This window comes from Ruegeria sp. CG8, assembly GCF_056537165.1.
Genome location: NZ_JBQFRA010000003.1, coordinates 271110 through 287902, shown reverse-complemented (window position 1 = coordinate 287902; position 16793 = coordinate 271110). Strand labels below are relative to the sequence as shown.

The 16793-nt window shown below is 64.8% G+C and carries 17 protein-coding genes; 5 read left to right on the top strand and 12 right to left on the bottom strand.

Annotated features, from left to right (window positions below; all coding sequences use genetic code 11):
- Positions 1-38: 38 nt before the first annotated feature.
- Together ACR0EF_RS11535 and ACR0EF_RS11530 are read right to left on the bottom strand one after the other, a co-directional pair.
- The gene (locus ACR0EF_RS11535; protein WP_170370296.1) at positions 39-1100 is read right to left on the bottom strand and encodes a ligand-gated ion channel; all 1062 of its coding nucleotides are present in this window, start codon (positions 1098-1100) and stop codon (positions 39-41) included.
- Positions 1101-1154: 54 nt separating this feature from the next.
- The gene (locus ACR0EF_RS11530) at positions 1155-2642 is read right to left on the bottom strand and encodes an ABC transporter substrate-binding protein (protein ID WP_170372840.1); all 1488 of its coding nucleotides are present in this window, start codon (positions 2640-2642) and stop codon (positions 1155-1157) included.
- Between the two features lie 171 nt (positions 2643-2813).
- On the opposite strand from ACR0EF_RS11530, the gene panB reads away from it, so the two are divergent.
- The 3 genes from panB to glpK all read left to right on the top strand — a co-directional run bounded on the left by panB (position 2814) and on the right by glpK (position 6052).
- The gene (gene panB, locus ACR0EF_RS11525) at positions 2814-3653 is read left to right on the top strand and encodes a 3-methyl-2-oxobutanoate hydroxymethyltransferase (RefSeq protein WP_170360453.1); all 840 of its coding nucleotides are present in this window, start codon (positions 2814-2816) and stop codon (positions 3651-3653) included.
- Positions 3650-4501, top strand: a complete 852-nt coding sequence (gene panC / locus ACR0EF_RS11520; protein ID WP_170372838.1) for a pantoate--beta-alanine ligase — start codon at positions 3650-3652, stop codon at positions 4499-4501. Before panB ends, panC begins: the two co-directional genes overlap by 4 nt.
- A gap of 72 nt (positions 4502-4573) precedes the next feature.
- On the top strand, positions 4574-6052 hold the full coding sequence (glpK, locus tag ACR0EF_RS11515) for a glycerol kinase GlpK (protein WP_170372836.1): 1479 nt from the start codon (positions 4574-4576) through the stop codon (positions 6050-6052).
- A 28-nt stretch (positions 6053-6080) separates the two neighbouring features.
- Here the strand turns inward: glpK and smpB are convergent, their stop codons facing one another.
- From smpB to ACR0EF_RS11465, 10 genes are all read right to left on the bottom strand, one after another.
- Entirely contained in the window at positions 6081-6557 is a 477-nt protein-coding gene (gene smpB / locus ACR0EF_RS11510) for an SsrA-binding protein SmpB (protein WP_170360447.1), read from the bottom strand.
- Between the two features lie 47 nt (positions 6558-6604).
- Positions 6605-7147 (bottom strand): isopentenyl-diphosphate Delta-isomerase, encoded by a 543-nt coding sequence (gene idi / locus ACR0EF_RS11505; RefSeq protein ID WP_093964071.1) that lies wholly within the window; start codon positions 7145-7147, stop codon positions 6605-6607.
- Positions 7148-7334: 187 nt separating this feature from the next.
- Positions 7335-7748, bottom strand: a complete 414-nt coding sequence (locus ACR0EF_RS11500) for a c-type cytochrome (RefSeq protein ID WP_170372834.1) — start codon at positions 7746-7748, stop codon at positions 7335-7337.
- A 112-nt stretch (positions 7749-7860) separates the two neighbouring features.
- Positions 7861-8874 (bottom strand): P1 family peptidase, encoded by a 1014-nt coding sequence (locus ACR0EF_RS11495; protein ID WP_170372832.1) that lies wholly within the window; start codon positions 8872-8874, stop codon positions 7861-7863.
- Positions 8875-8946: 72 nt separating this feature from the next.
- On the bottom strand, positions 8947-9693 hold the full coding sequence (locus ACR0EF_RS11490) for an SDR family oxidoreductase (RefSeq protein WP_170370303.1): 747 nt from the start codon (positions 9691-9693) through the stop codon (positions 8947-8949).
- A gap of 60 nt (positions 9694-9753) precedes the next feature.
- A complete protein-coding gene (gene arfB, locus ACR0EF_RS11485; RefSeq protein WP_005980088.1) occupies positions 9754-10173 on the bottom strand; it encodes an alternative ribosome rescue aminoacyl-tRNA hydrolase ArfB in 420 nt (139 codons plus the stop codon).
- A 262-nt stretch (positions 10174-10435) separates the two neighbouring features.
- A complete protein-coding gene (locus tag ACR0EF_RS11480; RefSeq protein WP_170340977.1) occupies positions 10436-11080 on the bottom strand; it encodes a queuosine precursor transporter in 645 nt (214 codons plus the stop codon).
- A 91-nt stretch (positions 11081-11171) separates the two neighbouring features.
- Positions 11172-12056 carry an esterase-like activity of phytase family protein gene (locus ACR0EF_RS11475; protein WP_170370304.1) on the bottom strand — a complete coding sequence of 295 codons (885 nt, stop codon included), beginning with the start codon at positions 12054-12056 and terminating at the stop codon, positions 11172-11174.
- Positions 12029-12892 (bottom strand): penicillin-insensitive murein endopeptidase, encoded by an 864-nt coding sequence (gene mepA, locus ACR0EF_RS11470; protein WP_170364071.1) that lies wholly within the window; start codon positions 12890-12892, stop codon positions 12029-12031. The genes ACR0EF_RS11475 and mepA overlap by 28 nt, the downstream gene beginning before the upstream one ends.
- Complete coding sequence (locus ACR0EF_RS11465; protein ID WP_170370306.1) at positions 12889-14256, bottom strand: MFS transporter; 1368 nt, start codon at positions 14254-14256, stop codon at positions 12889-12891. The genes mepA and ACR0EF_RS11465 overlap by 4 nt, the downstream gene beginning before the upstream one ends.
- A gap of 131 nt (positions 14257-14387) precedes the next feature.
- On the opposite strand from ACR0EF_RS11465, the gene ACR0EF_RS11460 reads away from it, so the two are divergent.
- Both ACR0EF_RS11460 and recQ read left to right on the top strand, forming a co-directional pair.
- Complete coding sequence (locus tag ACR0EF_RS11460; protein ID WP_005980077.1) at positions 14388-14675, top strand: YggT family protein; 288 nt, start codon at positions 14388-14390, stop codon at positions 14673-14675.
- Between the two features lie 76 nt (positions 14676-14751).
- Entirely contained in the window at positions 14752-16791 is a 2040-nt protein-coding gene (gene recQ / locus ACR0EF_RS11455) for a DNA helicase RecQ (protein WP_170372830.1), read from the top strand.
- The last annotated feature ends 2 nt before the right edge of the window (positions 16792-16793 follow it).

The following is a 16793-nucleotide window of genomic DNA, read 5'->3' as shown; positions in this document are numbered from 1 at the left end:
TAGGCCGGGATTGGCCGCCGGTCCAGCGGCACAGCGCGTCAGGACTGCATCAGGAACGCCCAGACCGCGTAGCCCACGATCGCGGCATAGCCCAGCGGATAGATCCACTTGATCGCGTAGTTGTCCAGCTTGCGCGCCGTGTCCTCGCGCCCCGAAACTTTGAGCCGTCGCAGCATAACGTTGAACACCACCAGCGCCCCGGTCATCAGGAACATGCATTGCAGGATGAAATCCAGAAAGGTCAGATAGCCCAGCTTGGGCAGATCGGCCGAGATTGCCCAGTTGAAGGCGACAAAGACCAGCAGGTTGGCCCCGGCGATGTCGATCCGCTTGCGGTATTCGTCCAGAAAGAACAGCGCCCAGCCGACCAGAACCAGCACCAGCATGGGCAGGAACACCCGGATGACATAGTAGGTCAGGTGGCGCTTGCCCTGAAAGACCAGCGACACCTGATCACTTTCATTGCCCGACAGGCCGGTCGTAGTCGAGGCCAGCATACGGGCATTGCCCAGAATCCACTCCTCTTCGCCCAGCGTGTCGCCCAACCCCGAGAACTGGTCCAACGCGTAGTAATGCACGAAGTCGGACGGAAAGACCGAGACGACCTCGAAGTGGAACTCCTGCGTGTCGAAGGGGAACCTGAGGAAGTTGAAATGCGGCGCCTGCAGCGTCAGCGAGGATTTCTCGACAAAGGTCACATGCCCATCATGGCGTAGCGCGGCCGCGGATTCGTGCACCCAGCGGTTGGATTGCTGGTTGTGGATGACGAAGGCCGGAACCACCGCATCCCGTGCGGCCGCATGGCGCACGAAGGCCGGCGGATCGAATACGCGGAAATCGCGGCCCAGTTCATCCGGATCGAACGCCAAGGCCGGATCGCTCCATTCAAACCGCAGCACGACCACGGCGCCATAGTTCTCGGCCTTCTGATCGACCGAGGTGATCTGGTCGATCTTGATGCCGACGCCGACCTCGACCGGGTTCTCCGGGGTGCCCAACAGCGCGCTGTGGCCATCCTGAAACAACCCTTGCGCGCCCGAGGGCCCCGACAGGGCCAGGGCGACCATGAAGAAAAACACCGAAACCAGGCAACGTGTCATCTGAAAACAGACCCTAATATGGGGAAACGGGCCCGCCGGGCGGACCCGCAAGGCTCAATCCGCCCAGCTGATCGCGGTCAGGTCGATGGCCGCCGTGGGCGCGTTTTTCCACAGGCCCTGAACCCCGGCCTTGGCCACGCCCAGCTTGGCCAGTTGGAACAGATAGGCGTTGACGTAATCCTCGGCGATCATGCGCTGCGCCTCGCCCATAAGGCGGGTGCGTTCGTCGGGGTCGGTGGTCGCGTTCAGCGTCGCCATCAGAACCTGGAAATCCGGGTTGTCATATTGGAAGTAATAATCCGGCCGGGCATAGATGCCGATGTCCATCGGCTCGGTATGGCTGACGATGGTCAGGGCGAAATCCTTGCCCTTGAACACGGTTTCCAGCCATTGCGCCCATTCCACGTTGATGATCTCGGCCTTGATCCCGACCTCGACCAGCTGCGCGGCCACGATCTCGCCCCCGCGGCGGGCGTAGGAGGGCGGCGGCAGATGCAACGTGGTTTCGAACCCGTCTGCAAAACCGGCCTCGGCCAGCAGGGCCCGGGCCTTGTCCGGGTCATGTGCCGAATTTCCGGTCAGATCGACATAGGCCGGGTTGTGCGGAGCAAAATGCGTGCCGATCGGAGTGCCATAACCGAACATCGCGCCGTCGATTATGGCCTGACGGTCGATCGCATGGGCCAGCGCCTGCCGCACCCGCACGTCGTCAAAGGGCGGGGTCTTGTTGTTGGTCGCCAGAATGGTCTCGCCCTCGGTCGAGCCGACAAGCACCTGGAACCGCGGGTCGGCCTCGAACTGCGGCAGGTTTTCGGGGGCGGGGAAATTGTCGAACACGTCCACGTCCTCGGCCATCATCGCGGCAAAGGCGGCGGTGGGGTCCGAGATGAACTTGAACGTGGCCTTCTCCAGCGCGGGTTGGTCACCCCAGTAATCGGGGTTGCGCTTCAAGGTTATGCGGTCGCCCTGGACCCATTCGGCGAACTTGTAGGCGCCGGTGCCCACCGGGTTGGTCTTGATGCCCTCGATGCTTTCGGGCGCCACGATCACCGCGTCGCCCCAGGCCAGGTTGAACAGAAAATTGCCGTTGGGTTCCGCCAGAGTGATTCTGACGGTCAGCGGGTCCACGACCTCAACGCTTTCGATCCCGGCGAACAGGGCCTTCTGCGCATTGGCGCTGTCCTCGGCGGTGGCGCGGTCGAGGCTGAACTTCACGTCCTCGGCATCCATCGTGGTGCCATCGTGAAAGGTGACGCCATCGTGCAGCGTGAAGGTATAGACCTTTCCGTCCTCGGAAATCTCCCAGCTTTCGGCCAGCCCCGGCACGACCGAGCCATCGCCCATGAACCGGGTCAGCCCTTCGAACACGTTGGTGTAGACGACCGAATCGATGGCTTGTGCGGCGGCGCTGGTCGGGTCCAGATGCGGCGGCTCCAGCTGCATGGCGATGGTGATGTCCGACCGGGCCATGGCCTGCGAGGCGAGCAGCCCCACGCCCAGCGCCATGGCGCCGGCAAAGGTGCGAAAGAACGGCTTGGTCATGTAAATTCCCTCCCAGAATGTGCGGATGGGCGGCGGATGACGCGGCCCTGACGGTAACAATGTCCCTGCAAACCTTGGGTCATTCAAGGAAATGTTCGCGCAACCGGGGTTTCTCTGGCCCCTGCCGATCTGCTATGCCGCGCTGCAACATGAACCCCGCGAGGAGCGAGCATGAGCGCCACCGCCCGCAAGACAGCCCCGAATGCCGAGGATATCCGCGCCCGCAAAGGGGGCGATCCGCTGGTCAGCCTGACCGCCTATACCACGCCGATGGCCCGGCTGATGGACCCCCATTGCGACTTCGTCCTGGTGGGCGACAGCGTCGGCATGGTGCTGCACGGGCTGAGCTCGACCCTGGGCGTGACGATGGAGATGATGATCCTGCACGGGCAGGCCGTGGCGCGCGGGCTGGAGACGGCGATGATGGTCATCGACATGCCCTTTGCCAGCTATGAAGAAAGCCCCGAGCAGGCCTTCCGCAACGCGGCCCGGCTTATGGCCGAGACCGGCGCGGGCGCGGTCAAGCTGGAAGGCGGGGTCGAGATGGCCGAGACGATCCGCTTTCTGGTCAAGCGCGGCATCCCGGTGATGGCGCATGTGGGTCTGACGCCGCAATCGATCAACACGCTGGGCGGCTATAAGGTGCAGGGCCGCGACGAACAGGCCGAGACGGTGCTGGCCGACGCCCGCGCCGTGGCCGAGGCCGGGGCGTTTTCGGTCGTGCTCGAGAAGGTTCCGCAGGGTCTGGCCGACCGGATCACCGCCGAGCTGCCCATCCCTACCATCGGCATTGGAGCCTCGGCCGGCTGTGACGGTCAGATCCTGGTGGTTGACGACATGTTGGGCTTTTTCACGGCCTTCAAACCGAAATTCGTCAAACGCTATGCCGATCTGGGCCCGCTGGCCGAGGCCGCCATCGCCGAATACGCCGCCGAGGTGCGCGCCCGCACCTTCCCCGCGGCCGAACATGTGTTTGCCGATCAGGCCCCTGCCAAGGGGGGCAAGGCATGACCGCGCCCATCCTGCGCACCCTTTCGGAGCTGCGCGCCAAGACCCAGGCCTGGCGCCGCGCGGGCCAGACCATCGGCGTGGTGCCCACCATGGGCGCGCTGCATCAGGGGCACCTGTCGCTGGCACAGGCGGCGCGGGCCGATTGCGACCGGGTTATCGTGACGATCTTCGTCAACCCCAAACAGTTCAACAATCCCGAGGATCTGGCCAAGTACCCCCGCACCGAGCAGGAGGACGCGGCCAAGCTGGCGCCGCTGGGGGTCGATGCGATCTATGTCCCCGACCCGGACCAGATCTATCCGGACGGGTTCGTCACCACCGTGTCCGTCGCCGGCCTGACCGACGTAATGGAGGGCGAATTCCGCCCCGGACATTTCGACGGCGTGGCAACCGTCGTGGCAAAACTGTTCCTGCAGACGCAGGCAGACAGAGGCTATTTCGGCGAAAAGGACTATCAGCAGTTGATGGTCGTCCACCGCATGGCCCGTGATTTGGACATCCCGATCGAGGTGATCGGCTGCCCCACCGTGCGCGAGCCCTCGGGGCTGGCGATGTCCTCGCGCAATCTGCGCCTGTCGGACCAGGGGCTGGCGACCGGGGCGCGGATGCATGCGGTGATGCAGGACATGGCCCGACAACTGGCGCAGGGCGCCGCATTCGCGGATCTGGTGGGGCCGGCCCGCGACACGCTGCTGGCGGCGGGCTTTTCCGAGGTGGAATATTTCGACCTGCGCTGCACCGAAACGCTTGCGCCGCTGACCGCTGCCACCCGCCCCGCGCGCCTGTTCGCCACCGCCTGGCTGGAAGGCGTGCGGCTGATCGACAATATCGACGTGCCTGTGGCCTGAAACTGGGGTATGGAACGGCCCCGACCAATCGCCTAAGGTCCCCTGAAAATGACGACCGGGGGGAGCACGGGCATGACCTATATTCTGGCAATCGATCAGGGCACCACGTCCTCGCGCGCGATCCTGTTCGACGCGCAGATGCAGCGCGTAGGCACCGCACAGCGGGAATTCACCCAGTATTTCCCGCAGGAAGGCTGGGTCGAGCACGACCCCGAGGAAATCTGGGACAGCGTCCTGAACGTCTGCCGGCAGGTGATGGACGAGGTGGGCGCCTTGGCCGACCAGATCGCCGGGATCGGCATCACCAACCAGCGCGAAACCACCGTGGTCTGGGACAAGACGACCGGCAAGGCCATCCACAACGCCATCGTCTGGCAGGACCGCCGCACCGCCGAGATCTGCCAGCGGTTCCGCGACGCGGGCTGCGAGGATGACGTGACCGCCCAGACCGGCCTGCTGCTCGACCCGTATTTCTCGGGTACCAAGGTCAAGTGGATACTGGACACCGTACCCGGCGCGCGCGACCGGGCCGAGGCGGGCGAGCTGCTGTTCGGCACCATCGACAGCTTCCTGATCTGGCGCCTGACCGAGGGCCGTGTCCACGCCACCGACGCCACCAATGCCGCACGCACCCTGCTGTTCGACATCCACAAGGGCAACTGGAGCGCCGAGATCTGCGATCTTCTGGACGTGCCGCTGTCGATGCTGCCCGAGGTGCGCGACTGCGCGGCCGATTTCGGCCAGACCGGCCTGTTCGGCGGAGCAATCCCGATTCTGGGCGTGGCCGGCGACCAGCAGGCCGCCACGATCGGGCAGGCCTGTTTCCAACCGGGGATGATGAAATCGACCTATGGCACGGGCTGTTTTGCGCTGCTGAACACCGGCACGCAGCCGGTGGAGTCGAAAAATCGCCTGCTGACCACCATCGCCTATCAGCTGGACGGTCAGCGGACCTATGCGCTGGAAGGCTCGATCTTCATCGCGGGCGCGGCGGTGCAGTGGCTGCGCGACGCGCTGCGGATCATCGACTCGGCCCCGCAAAGCGGCGAACTGGCCGCGCAGGCCGACCCCAACCAGCATGTGGTTCTGGTGCCCGCCTTCACCGGGCTGGGCGCGCCCTATTGGAAGCCCGACTGCCGCGGCGCCATGTTCGGTCTGACCCGCAACTCGGGCCGGGCCGAGATCGCACGGGCCACGCTGGAGAGCATCGCTTTCCAGACCCGCGACCTCTGGCACGCGATGCAGGGCGACTGGGGCGCCGAGGCCGACGTGATCCTGCGGGTCGATGGCGGGATGAGCGCGTCCGACTGGGCGATGCAGGGTCTGTCGGACATTCTGGGCGCGCCGGTCGACCGGCCGGTGATGCAGGAAACCACGGCGCTGGGCGCTGCCTGGCTGGCGGGGATGAAGGCCGGGGTCTATCCCGATCAGGCCGGATTTGCCGACACCTGGGCGCTGGACCAACGGTTCGAACCGATCCTGCCCGAGGCTGACCGCGAGGCGGCCTATGCGCGCTGGAAACGGGCGGTGCAGGCCACCATGGCGTTCTGATTCAGTCTGACCCGCGGCGCAGCCCGGGTCAGCTGTGATCCTTCAGCAGGCGCTGTTTCTGGCGCGACCAGTCGCGCTTGGCCTGGGTTTCGCGCTTGTCGTGGATCTTCTTGCCCTTGGCGATGCCGATCTTCAGCTTGGCCCGGCCCTTGTGGTTGAAATAGAGAACCAACGGCACCAGGGTCATGCCCTTGCGCTGCGTGGCGTTCCACAGGTTCGACAGCTCTTTGCGGGACACCAGCAGCTTGCGCCGGCGGCGTTCCTCGTGCTTGAACGCCTTGGCCTGCTCGTAGGGCGCGATGTAGCTGTTGATCAGCCACAGTTCGCCATCCTCGACCGCGGCATAGCTTTCGGCGATGTTCGCCCCGCCCGCGCGCAGAGACTTGACCTCGGACCCTTCCAGCACGATGCCGCACTCGATATCCTCTTCGATCGCGTAATCGAAGCGGGCCCGCCGATTTTCGGCGATCACCTTGTAGTTGGGGTCTGTCTTCTGTTTGGCCATGACGCCGTGATGTATGCGGCTTCGTCAGCCCTTGCAAGATGGGCGCGTCAGGATTTGGCCGAGATGATCAGGTCGGGACCAAAGATCGTGTCGGCGTGATTGTGCAGATAGATCTTCAGCCACGGGGTGAACCGTTCGGGATGACGGCGCACTTCGGCCAGCAGGTCGTGATAGTCGATCCAGCGGATCTCCATCACCTCGTCGGGGTTGGGCTCGATCTTCAGCGGCCCGCGTACATGCGCCAGGAACACGTCCACGACCTCGTTCTCGACCATCCCGTTGCCGACATCCGCGTGATATTCCAGCCGGTGCCGGTATTCGGGATACAGCCCGGTGATGCCCAACTCCTCGCGCAGGCGGCGCACGGCGCAGTCCGAGGAGTTTTCGTCCCAGTCGGGATGGGTGCAACAGGTATTCGCCCACAGGCCGGGCGTGTGATACTTGCCCAGCGCGCGGCGCTGCATCAGAATCTCGGTGCCCCGCACGACGAAGACCGAGACCGCCTTGTGCTTGAGCCCCTTTTCGTGGGCTTCCAGCTTGTCCACGGGTGTCAGCTCGCCATGAACCCAAGCCGGGATCATGATTCCCATCTGTCCTCTCCTGATGTGACTGCGCCGGTCTGGCGGCATCGGCGACTGGGCGCGATGCGCTGGCGGGTTGGGCGCAGTGTTTTTTGTCTGCGACAAAACTGGCGATGATCGACGTTTCAATCAAGCGCACGAAAGGCCGCAGGGCTGCGGCCTTTTGTACTTGTTCCGATTTTTCAGCAAGTGCGGCTTATTCGGCCGAAACGCTCTGCAGATAGGCAAAGACGTCCTCGCCACCGCTTTTCAGCTTGAAGGTCATCTTCGACTTGGCCGAGGTTTCGCCTAGGTAGTCTTTCAGGAATGCCTTGGGGTCCTGAACATAGGCGACAAAGCTTTCCTCGTCCCAGACCAGACCTTTTTCGCCGGCCGCAACCAGGCTGTCGCCGTATTTGAAGCCTTCCTCTGCACCGGCCGCGCGGCCAGTGATACCGTACAGGTTCGGCCCGGTCTTGCCGCCCTTGACGATGGCTTCGCCGTCCGGCGTCGCGATCATGTGGCAGGACTTGCACTTGTTGAAGGTCTTGGCGCCGGCTTCGGCGTCGCCTTCGGCCAGGGCCGGCACAGCCAGCAGGCCGACAATGGCAGTCGCGATGATACGTTTCATTGGCGTTGCTCCGATATGAATTGGCTGCCCTTTAACCAGTATCAAACGCGCGCAGAGTCAATGCGCAATTTGACGCGCGGCGGCGACCTGACGCAGCCGAAAAGGTATATTTTCAAGGCGTATTTTGCAGATCCGACCAGCACGGCAACAGGTCGCATGGCGCCGGTTTCGCATGGTAGACCGCGCGTGCGATGGCACGGGTCAGGCACAGAGCCGCGGCGTGACCCAGCAGGGCCAGATCGGCCTCGGCCGAAGGGATCCGTCCCGTGCTGACGCCGAACACCAGGTCGCCATCGCCCGGCGTGTGGGCGGGCAGGATGGCGCGGGCGATCCCGTCATGGGCGGCCACCGCCATGCGCTGGCATTGCGGTTTGGTCAGGGCGGCATCGGTGGCGACGATGGCGATGGTCGTGTTGGCCTTGTCGGGCGGGGGATGGCCCATCGCCCGGGCCTTGCGGCTGGGCGCGGGGTCCCCCAGACCGGACGCCGCATCCGGCCCCAGCCCGCCAAACTCGGCCCCGATCTCGAACGGGGCGGCCCAGAAATGCCGGTCGCCCGGAGTGGTGACGCTGCCCAGCGGGTTGGCCGCAACCAGCGCACCCACGGTCACGCCGCCAGGCAACGCCGCCGAGGCAGAGCCCAGCCCGCCCTTGCACATGGCCGTCAGCGCGCCGGTTCCGGCCCCGGCGCTGCCCAGATCGAACGTCTCCGCCGCGGCGTCAAATGCGGCCCGGCCCAAGGCGCGGTACGGGTTTTCACCCCACGCCTTGTCGCCGCCGTTCAGCAGGTCAAACAGAATCGCTCCGGGTACGATCGGCACCACGGCCGGCCCCACCTGAAACCCGCGACCCTGTGCATGCAGCACGTCCATCACTCCCGAACAGGCATCCAGCCCGAAGGCCGAGCCCCCCGAAAGCACGATCGCATCCACCCGGTCGACGGTCTTGTCGGCCGCCAGCAGATCGGTCTCGCGCGTGCCGGGGGCGCCCCCCATCACATGCACCGAGGCCCGCAGGGGCTGATCTCCGGTCATGACGGTGACACCTGATTTCAGGGCCGCGTCCTGTGCGTTGCCCACCAGCAGGCCGGGCACGTCGGTGATCAGGTTTCTAGGTCCGGGGGTCATTTGGGTTTGTCCTTTACTGCGGGAAAGCGGGCTGCCTCCGACGGGGTATTATTGGCCAGATGAAAGACTGGCTCAGATGCAGCGGCCGCCGTCCACCTCGAGCGCGGTGCCGGTGATCATGCTGGCCTCGTCCGAGCACAGGAAACAGGCGGCGTTGCCCATGTCCTGCGGGGTCGAGAACCGGCCCAACGGGATGGTCGACAGGAACTTGGCGCGGATTTCGGGCGTGTCCTCGCCCATGAAGGATTTCAGCAGGGGCGTTTCCCCCGCCACCGGGCAGATCGCGTTCACGCGGACACCGGAGGGGGCCAGTTCGACCGCCATCGTCTTGGTCGCGGTGATCATCCAGCCCTTGGAGGCGTTGTACCAGTTCAGATTCGGGCGCGGCGACAATCCGGCGGTCGAGGCGACGTTCAGGATCGCCCCCGCCCCGCGCGATTTCATATGTGGCACCAGCGCCCGCGCAGTCAGAAAGACCGACTTCATGTTCACACGATAGACGCGGTCGAAGTCTTCTTCGCTGACCTCCTCCAGCGGCGTCGGCAGGTGGGTCACACCGGCATTGTTCACCAGGATGTCCAGATGGCCGTAGAGTCGCAGCGCCGCATCCGCCATCGCTTGGACCGAGTCGCCGTCGGAGACATCCACCTGGCAGTGGTCGGCCAGAGGGCCCAGCGTTGCCGCCATGTGACGCGCGGCATCCCCGTTGATGTCGGCGATCATCACCCGTGCGCCCTCGGTCAAGAATTTCTGCACGATCCCGGCCCCGAACCCGGATGCGCCGCCGGTCACGATTGCGGTTTTTCCCTCCAGCCTCATGGCCTTGCCTCCCTGCCGTCTGTCGCGGTCAGACTAGCAACGGCAGGGAAAGATGCCAGATCAATCTTCCGCCACCTTGCCGCGCAGCGCTTTGACGTCGGACCGGGCCTTTTTCGCCGCCAACCGGCGCTTGACCGATCCATAGGTGGGTTTCGTCGCGATCCGCCGCTTGGGTTTGACCAGCGCCTTGCCGATCAGCTCGGCCAGACGGGCGCGGGCGATCTCGCGGTTACGGGCCTGGCTGCGGGTTTCGTCGCATTGGATGATGATTGCACCATCCTTGGTCCAGCGCCGCCCGGCCAGCCGTTTCAGCCGCGCCTTGACCGGATCGGGCAGCGAGGGCGAGCGCGCCGCCTCGAAGCGCAGCTCGACCGCGGTCGAGACCTTGTTCACGTTCTGCCCGCCGGGCCCCGAAGCGCGGATGAAGCTCTCGGTCATTTCCCAATCGTGCAGGGTGATATCGTCGGTGATGCGCAACATGGGCGCGACCTTACAGGCGCCACCCGGAAACAGAAAGGGCCGCCCCGGCGGGACGGCCCTTCGAAAGTTCAGGAGGTCGGGTCGGTTAGATCAATCGACCAGCCGGAGCGCGCGCTCCGCCAAGGGCTGCCCTAGCAGGCGGTCCCCCCGGTTGTTCCGACACCTCTCTCCAATCTCTTTCTCGACACTGGATCACCTCCTTTTCTATCTGTTGCGGTTGAAAAGGATGGTGACACAACTTGTGCCATTCTCAAAGCGTTTTTTACGCGGGCTGTGCGGTCAGGCGCGCGACGATCACCTTGAAGGGGATAAGCGCGACCAAAGCCAGCGACAGCTTCACCAGCCAGTCTGCAAATGCCAGCGTCACCCACAGAGGCGCCTCGGGGCCCGACAGCATGAAGGGCACGGGCTCCCACGCCCAGTTGATGGCCGCATCCGCATCGGCGCCGAAGAAGGTCACCGAGGCCGAGAAGGCGATGGTGAAGAAGATCGCGGTATCCAGCGCCGATCCGACCAGGGTGGATACCAGCGGCGCGCGCCACCAGCGGCCTTCACGCATGGCGTTGAACACGGTGACGTCGGTCAGCTGCGCGATCAGGAACGCCGTTCCCGAAGCCACGGCGATGCGCAGCGGCACGGCGACGTAGGTGAAGCCGTCGCCCTGCAGCATGATCTGGCTGCCGATCAGCGAGCAGATCACGCCGGTGACGAAGCCCGCGAAGACGACCTTGCGGGCCGGGCCCACGCCATAGACGCGGTTCATGATGTCGGTGACCAGAAAGGCCAGCGGGTAGGTGAAGGCACCCCAGGTCAACAGCCCATCAAAGATCAGGAACTGGACCAGGATGTTCGAGGCCACGACGATGGCGGCCATGGCAAGAATGCCGGGGATAAAGTTGCGTTGCATGTTCTGATGCCCGTTTTGACAAGGTAGCGGCGACTTGGCCAAGGGACCGTCCCAAGGCAAGCCGCGCTTCTAGACCCGGGATCGGCCCGTGTCAATCCGGCAGCAGATACTCGACCAGTTCGGTACGCTGCAGCGCCAGAAAGTTGTCGTCCGAGATCATCGTGGCCCGCAACCGCCCCTGCCCGTCGCGCCAGACCGACAGCCCCTCGAGATTGTCATGGGTTCCGGTTCCGGTCTGGAACAGGATTTCCTCGGCCGCAGGTGTATCACCCGCGATCCGCCACCGACGCAAACGCGACCGGAACCCGGTCAGCGAGACCGCGCGTTCCAGAACGTAGAACCGCCCGTCCGGACCGAAATCGGCCGCTACGGGCAGAAAACCGTCCCGCTGCGCCAGGACAAAGGGCGTGGACCAGGCGCGCCCGTTCCACCGATAGACCGGAATGTCGCCATTTGCCGTGCGGCTTTTCTCGGGCAACGTGTACAGGCGACCCTGGGCGTCGATGGCCAGCCCCTCGAACGAACCATTCTGGTCGAGCGCATCAAAGGCCTTGGGGCGCGGCAGCACCTGAGCATGGGCACCGGGCGCGGCATAACGGGCCACGCGATGCACGCCTTCGAACGAAATGAAGAAGCTGCCATCCGGCGCCAGCGCCAGCCCCTCGGAGTCACCCGAGCTGCCGGGCATGATCCGTCCCCGGCTGGACAGAACCGGCCAGTGGCCAACAATACGGATGCCGACAATCTCATCCCCATCCCGGTCGATGCGGACCGATGCCAGGGTGGAGCGGTCGCTCAGCACCCATGCGCGCTGCCCGTCATCCGAGACATGGATGGCGGAAAACCCGCCGAACCAGTCATTACCGGCGCGCCATGCAAAGCTGCCCAGAAATTCGGCCGATTTGACTTCGACCGCCCAGGCGGAACCGGCCAGAAACAGGCTGGCGATCAGTTGGACTGCAAGACGGCGGCGCATTGCTGGGGCAGATCCGCCAGAACATATTCGCGCCGTTTCTTCGGAGGCGGCGCGTTGGGGTCGGGCGGCGGCGGGTTCAGGATGTTGCGCACCCACTGTTCGGCCTCGGCGCAGCCGTCACCCTTGGGCGGCGGATCCTGATTGACGCACCCGCGCGAGCCGCGCGGGCAGTTCAGCCGGACGTGGAAGTGATAATGATGCCCCCACCAGGGCCGGATCTTGCGCAGATAGGCACGGTTGCCCTTCTCTTCCTTGCACATCTGCACCTTGGCGCCCGGAAACACGAAGATGCGGGCCACGCGCTTGTCCTTGGCCGCCTCGCGCAGGATGGCGTGGTGCTGTTTCGTCCAGTTGCCGTTCACATAGGCGCCGTTCGAGCGCCGCAAGGAGATCGACGAGATGTTCTCGCGCGCCTTGCGCGACAGGCGCATGTTGTCACCGGGCAGCATCCAGATGTCGATGTCCAAGCCAAGCTGGTGGCTGCGGTGGCCCGAGGTCATAGGCCCGCCCCGCGGCTGGCTGATATCCCCGATGTAAAGCCCGTTCCACCCCGGTTGCTTTGCCGCAAAACGGCTGAGGTCCTGCACGAAGTCGATGGACTGCGGGTGGCCCCAGTTGCGGTTGCGCGACAGACGCATCGCCTGCCAGGTGGGTCCGGTCTCGGGCAGTTGCACCGATCCGGCGGCGCATCCGCGCGAATAACTGCCGAAAGCGGCCGGTTTTTGTTGCGAACTGTCCTTCTGAGCCCCGAACAACTGCTTGGCCAGCGGTTGGGCCCCAGCCGCCCCGGCCAGCGCAATTCCTGCCAAAAATACCAAAAAACGTAATGAAATCATCTGCTCTGATCCCCTTCCGGTTTGACCCAGCGCATTAGGAACAATCCCAGAATAAACAACCCGACGATCGGAGACACCCCCAACCGAGCGCTGCCGGTCGCGGTTGTTGCAATTCCGATCAGCAAAGGCGCGGCAAAAGCGGTGGCGCGGCCCGACAGACCATAGAGGCCGAAGCTCTCGACCGGGGCGGCCGGGTCGGTGTGGCGCACCATCAACGAACGGCTGGCCGATTGCAGAATGCCCCCCATCCCGCCGATCAGGATGCCGCAGCCAAAGAACACCATGTCCGGCAGGCCCGACCCTTGGGGCAGGGCGATGCCGAAGATCTGCGTCCGGTCCATCGACACGATGGTGGTGCAGACCAGGATCAGAACCCAGATCGCGGTCAGGATCACCGGCTTGGGGCCGAATTTCCGGTCCAGCTTTCCACCGACCCAGGCGAAGACCGCCGAAGCCAGCACGCTGATGATGCCGAAGACGCCGATCTTGATCAGGTCCCATTCCAGCACCAGCCGCGCATAGACGCCGCCGAAACTGTACAGCCCGTTCAGCGCGTCCCGGTAGAACATCGATGACCCCAGATAGCTGGCAAGGCTGACCCGGTAGCGCAAGGCGGCCACGGATTTGCCCAGCAGGCGTAGCGCCTCGGATACGCTGCCTTTCTTGTCGGCGGCAGGATCGTCGCGCACCCACAGGAAATACGGGACCATGAACAGGATGAACCACCCGGCGGTGAACGGCCCCACGAAACGCGTGCCTTCGCGCGTGCCGGCGTCCAGACCGAACAGCGGCTCCATCCCGATCAGCGTCTTCCCGTTGGGCTGCTCGACGAACAGCGCCAGCATGATCGCCAAGGAAATCAGCCCGCCGAAATAGCCGAAGGCAAAGCCCGAGCCCGAGATCTCGCCCACCTCATCGTCGTCCCCCAGATCGGGCAGTTGCGAGTTGATGAAGATCAGCGCGTATTCGGCCCCCACGAAGCCCAGACCGAAGGCCGACAGCATCAGCCACATGTTCGACCCGTCCGGCAGCGTGAACCACAGCGCCGCGGAGCCCACGGCATACATCACCGAAAAGGCAAAGATCCACGGGATGCGCCGCCCCGAGACATCGGCCATCGCCCCCAAGAGCGGCGCGCCGAAAGCGATGATCAGACCGGTGATCGTCAGGCAGTTGGCCCAGACCGTCTGCGCCTGCGCGGCGGCAGCTTCGGCATCCATCCCGGCGGTTGCGTAATATTCAGCCGCAACACCGGCGAAATACGGGCCAAAGACAAAGGTCACCAACAGGGTGTGATACGGCTGGCTGGCCCAGTCGAAAAACCACCAGCCCCAGATGCGCCTGCGCTTGGAAATCTCTGCCATCTCTGCCCCTTGCCTGCTTTTGATTTCATAAGACGGGCCTTTGGGCCATTTCGCAAGCGTTCTGTGACTGCGGGCTTGCCTATTGCCGCTTGGGCACTTAGGTCTCAGGCCGTACGGAAAACGAGGTGCTCATGCTGTCGCTGATCCAAATCCTGCTGCTGATCCTGGACATCGTCTGGTTCATCATCCTGGCCCATGTGATCATGAGCTGGCTGATCAACTTCCAGGTCCTGAACCTGCATCAACAGCTGGTCGCCCAGATCTGGTACGGCCTGAACCGCCTGCTCGAGCCGATATACGGCCCGATCCGCCGCATTCTGCCCAACATGGGCGGTCTGGACCTGACGCCTCTGGTGGTGCTGATCGGGGTCTATGCGCTGCGGATCATCCTTATCAACAACGCGGTCTATTTCTACTGACCTCTTGTTCCCCGATTCCGACTGTGTGATTGTCCGTTCAAGAGCAGTCAAATCTTGAAACAGGGCACCCCCGCACATGTTCGACGCCGCGCCTCTGCTGCGAGATGTCTTTGGATTCGATGACTTCCGCCCCGGGCAGGAAGAGATCGTCGATGCCGTGACCGCCGGCGAGAACGTGCTGGCCATCATGCCCACCGGGGGCGGCAAATCCCTGTGTTTCCAACTGCCTGCCCTGCTGCGCGACGGGGTCACGGTGGTGATTTCGCCGCTGATCGCGCTGATGCGCGACCAGGTGCGCGGGCTGCAGGAGGCCGGGGTCGAGGCCGGCGCGCTGACCTCGGGCAACACGCCCGAGGAAACCGATGCCGTGTGGGAGGCGCTCGAGGCCGGGCGGCTGAAACTGCTGTATATGGCGCCCGAACGGCTGGCCGCTGGCTCGGCGCTGGGCATGTTGCGGCGGATCAATGTCAGCCTGATCGCCGTGGACGAGGCCCATTGCGTCAGCCAGTGGGGCCATGATTTCCGCCCCGACTACCTGCGGATCGGAGAGCTGCGGCGCGCGCTGAACGTGCCCTTGGCCGCCTTCACCGCCACGGCGGATGCGGAAACCCAGGACGAAATCGTCGAGAAACTGTTCGACGGCACACCCCCGCGCAAGTTCCTGCGTGGCTTCGACCGGCCGAACATCCATCTGGCCTTTGCCGCCAAGGACAGCCCGCGCAAGCAGATCCTGGATTTCGCCGACGCCCGCCGGGGCCAGTCGGGCATCGTCTATTGCGGCACCCGCAACAAGACCGAAGTGCTGGCGCAGGCCCTGCGCGAACAGGGCCACAGCGCCTGCCACTATCACGGCGGGATGGAGGCCGAGGACCGCCGCATCGTCGAAACCCGCTTCGCGCGCGAGGACGGGCTGATCGTGGTGGCCACGGTGGCCTTCGGCATGGGCATCGACAAGCCCGACATCCGCTGGGTCGCCCATGCGGACCTGCCGAAGTCGATCGAGGCCTATTACCAGGAAATCGGCCGCGCCGGCCGAGACGGTGGGCCGGCCGAGACCCTGACCCTGTTCGGCCCCGACGACATCCGCCTGCGCCGCAGCCAGATCGACGAGGGGTTGGCCCCGCCCGAACGCCGCGCCGCCGACCATGCCCGCCTGAACGCGCTGCTGGGTCTGGCCGAGGCGCTGCACTGCCGCCGCCAGACCCTGCTGGGCTATTTCGGGGAACAGACCCAGCCCTGCGGCAAATGCGACCTGTGCGACAGCCCGCCCGAGCTGTTCGACGGCAACACGCCTGTGCGCATGGCCCTTTCGGCAATCCTGCGCACCGAGGAATGGTTCGGCTCGGGCCACCTGATCGACATTCTGCTGGGCAATGACACCGACAAGATCCGCGCCCGGCGGCATGACGAATTGCCCACCTACGGCATCGGCAAGGACTGGTCGCGCCCGCAATGGCAGGCGATCTTCCGGCAGATGATGGGCCACGACCTGGTGCGCCCCGACCCCGAACGCCACGGCGCCCTGCGCATGACCGAGGCCTCCAAGCCGATCCTGAAGGGCGAGGCGCAGATCACCCTCCGCAAGGACACGCTGCGCAAGGCCACCCGCCGGCCCGCAGTCAAGATGATGGTCTCGGAAGAGGACGCGCCCCTGCTGTCGGCGCTCAAGGCCAAACGCCGAGCGCTGGCCGAGGCCGCCCGCGTGCCCGCCTATGTCATCTTCCCCGATCGCACGCTGATCGAGATGGCGGAAAAACGCCCCATGACCCTGGACGAGATGGCCCGGATCGGCGGCGTGGGCGCGAAAAAGCTGGACCGATACGGCGATACCTTCCTTGAGGTGATCGCGGGCGAGGCGCAGGCGGTCCACCCGGCGCGCCGCAAGCTGGCCGGGCGCGAACAGGGAAATATCTACGACCGTCTGCTCGAGGTGCAGGCGCAGTTGGCCCGAGGACCGGACGGGATCGACAAACCGCTGAGCTGTTCCGCCGCGCAACTGGCCAAGGTGGCGCAGATGCGCCCGAACGACGCGCGCACTCTGGAACAGGTGCTGGGCGACCGCCGCGCCGAACGTTTCGCGGCCGCCTTTCTGGACGTGCTGCGCGCAGCGGGCTAGGT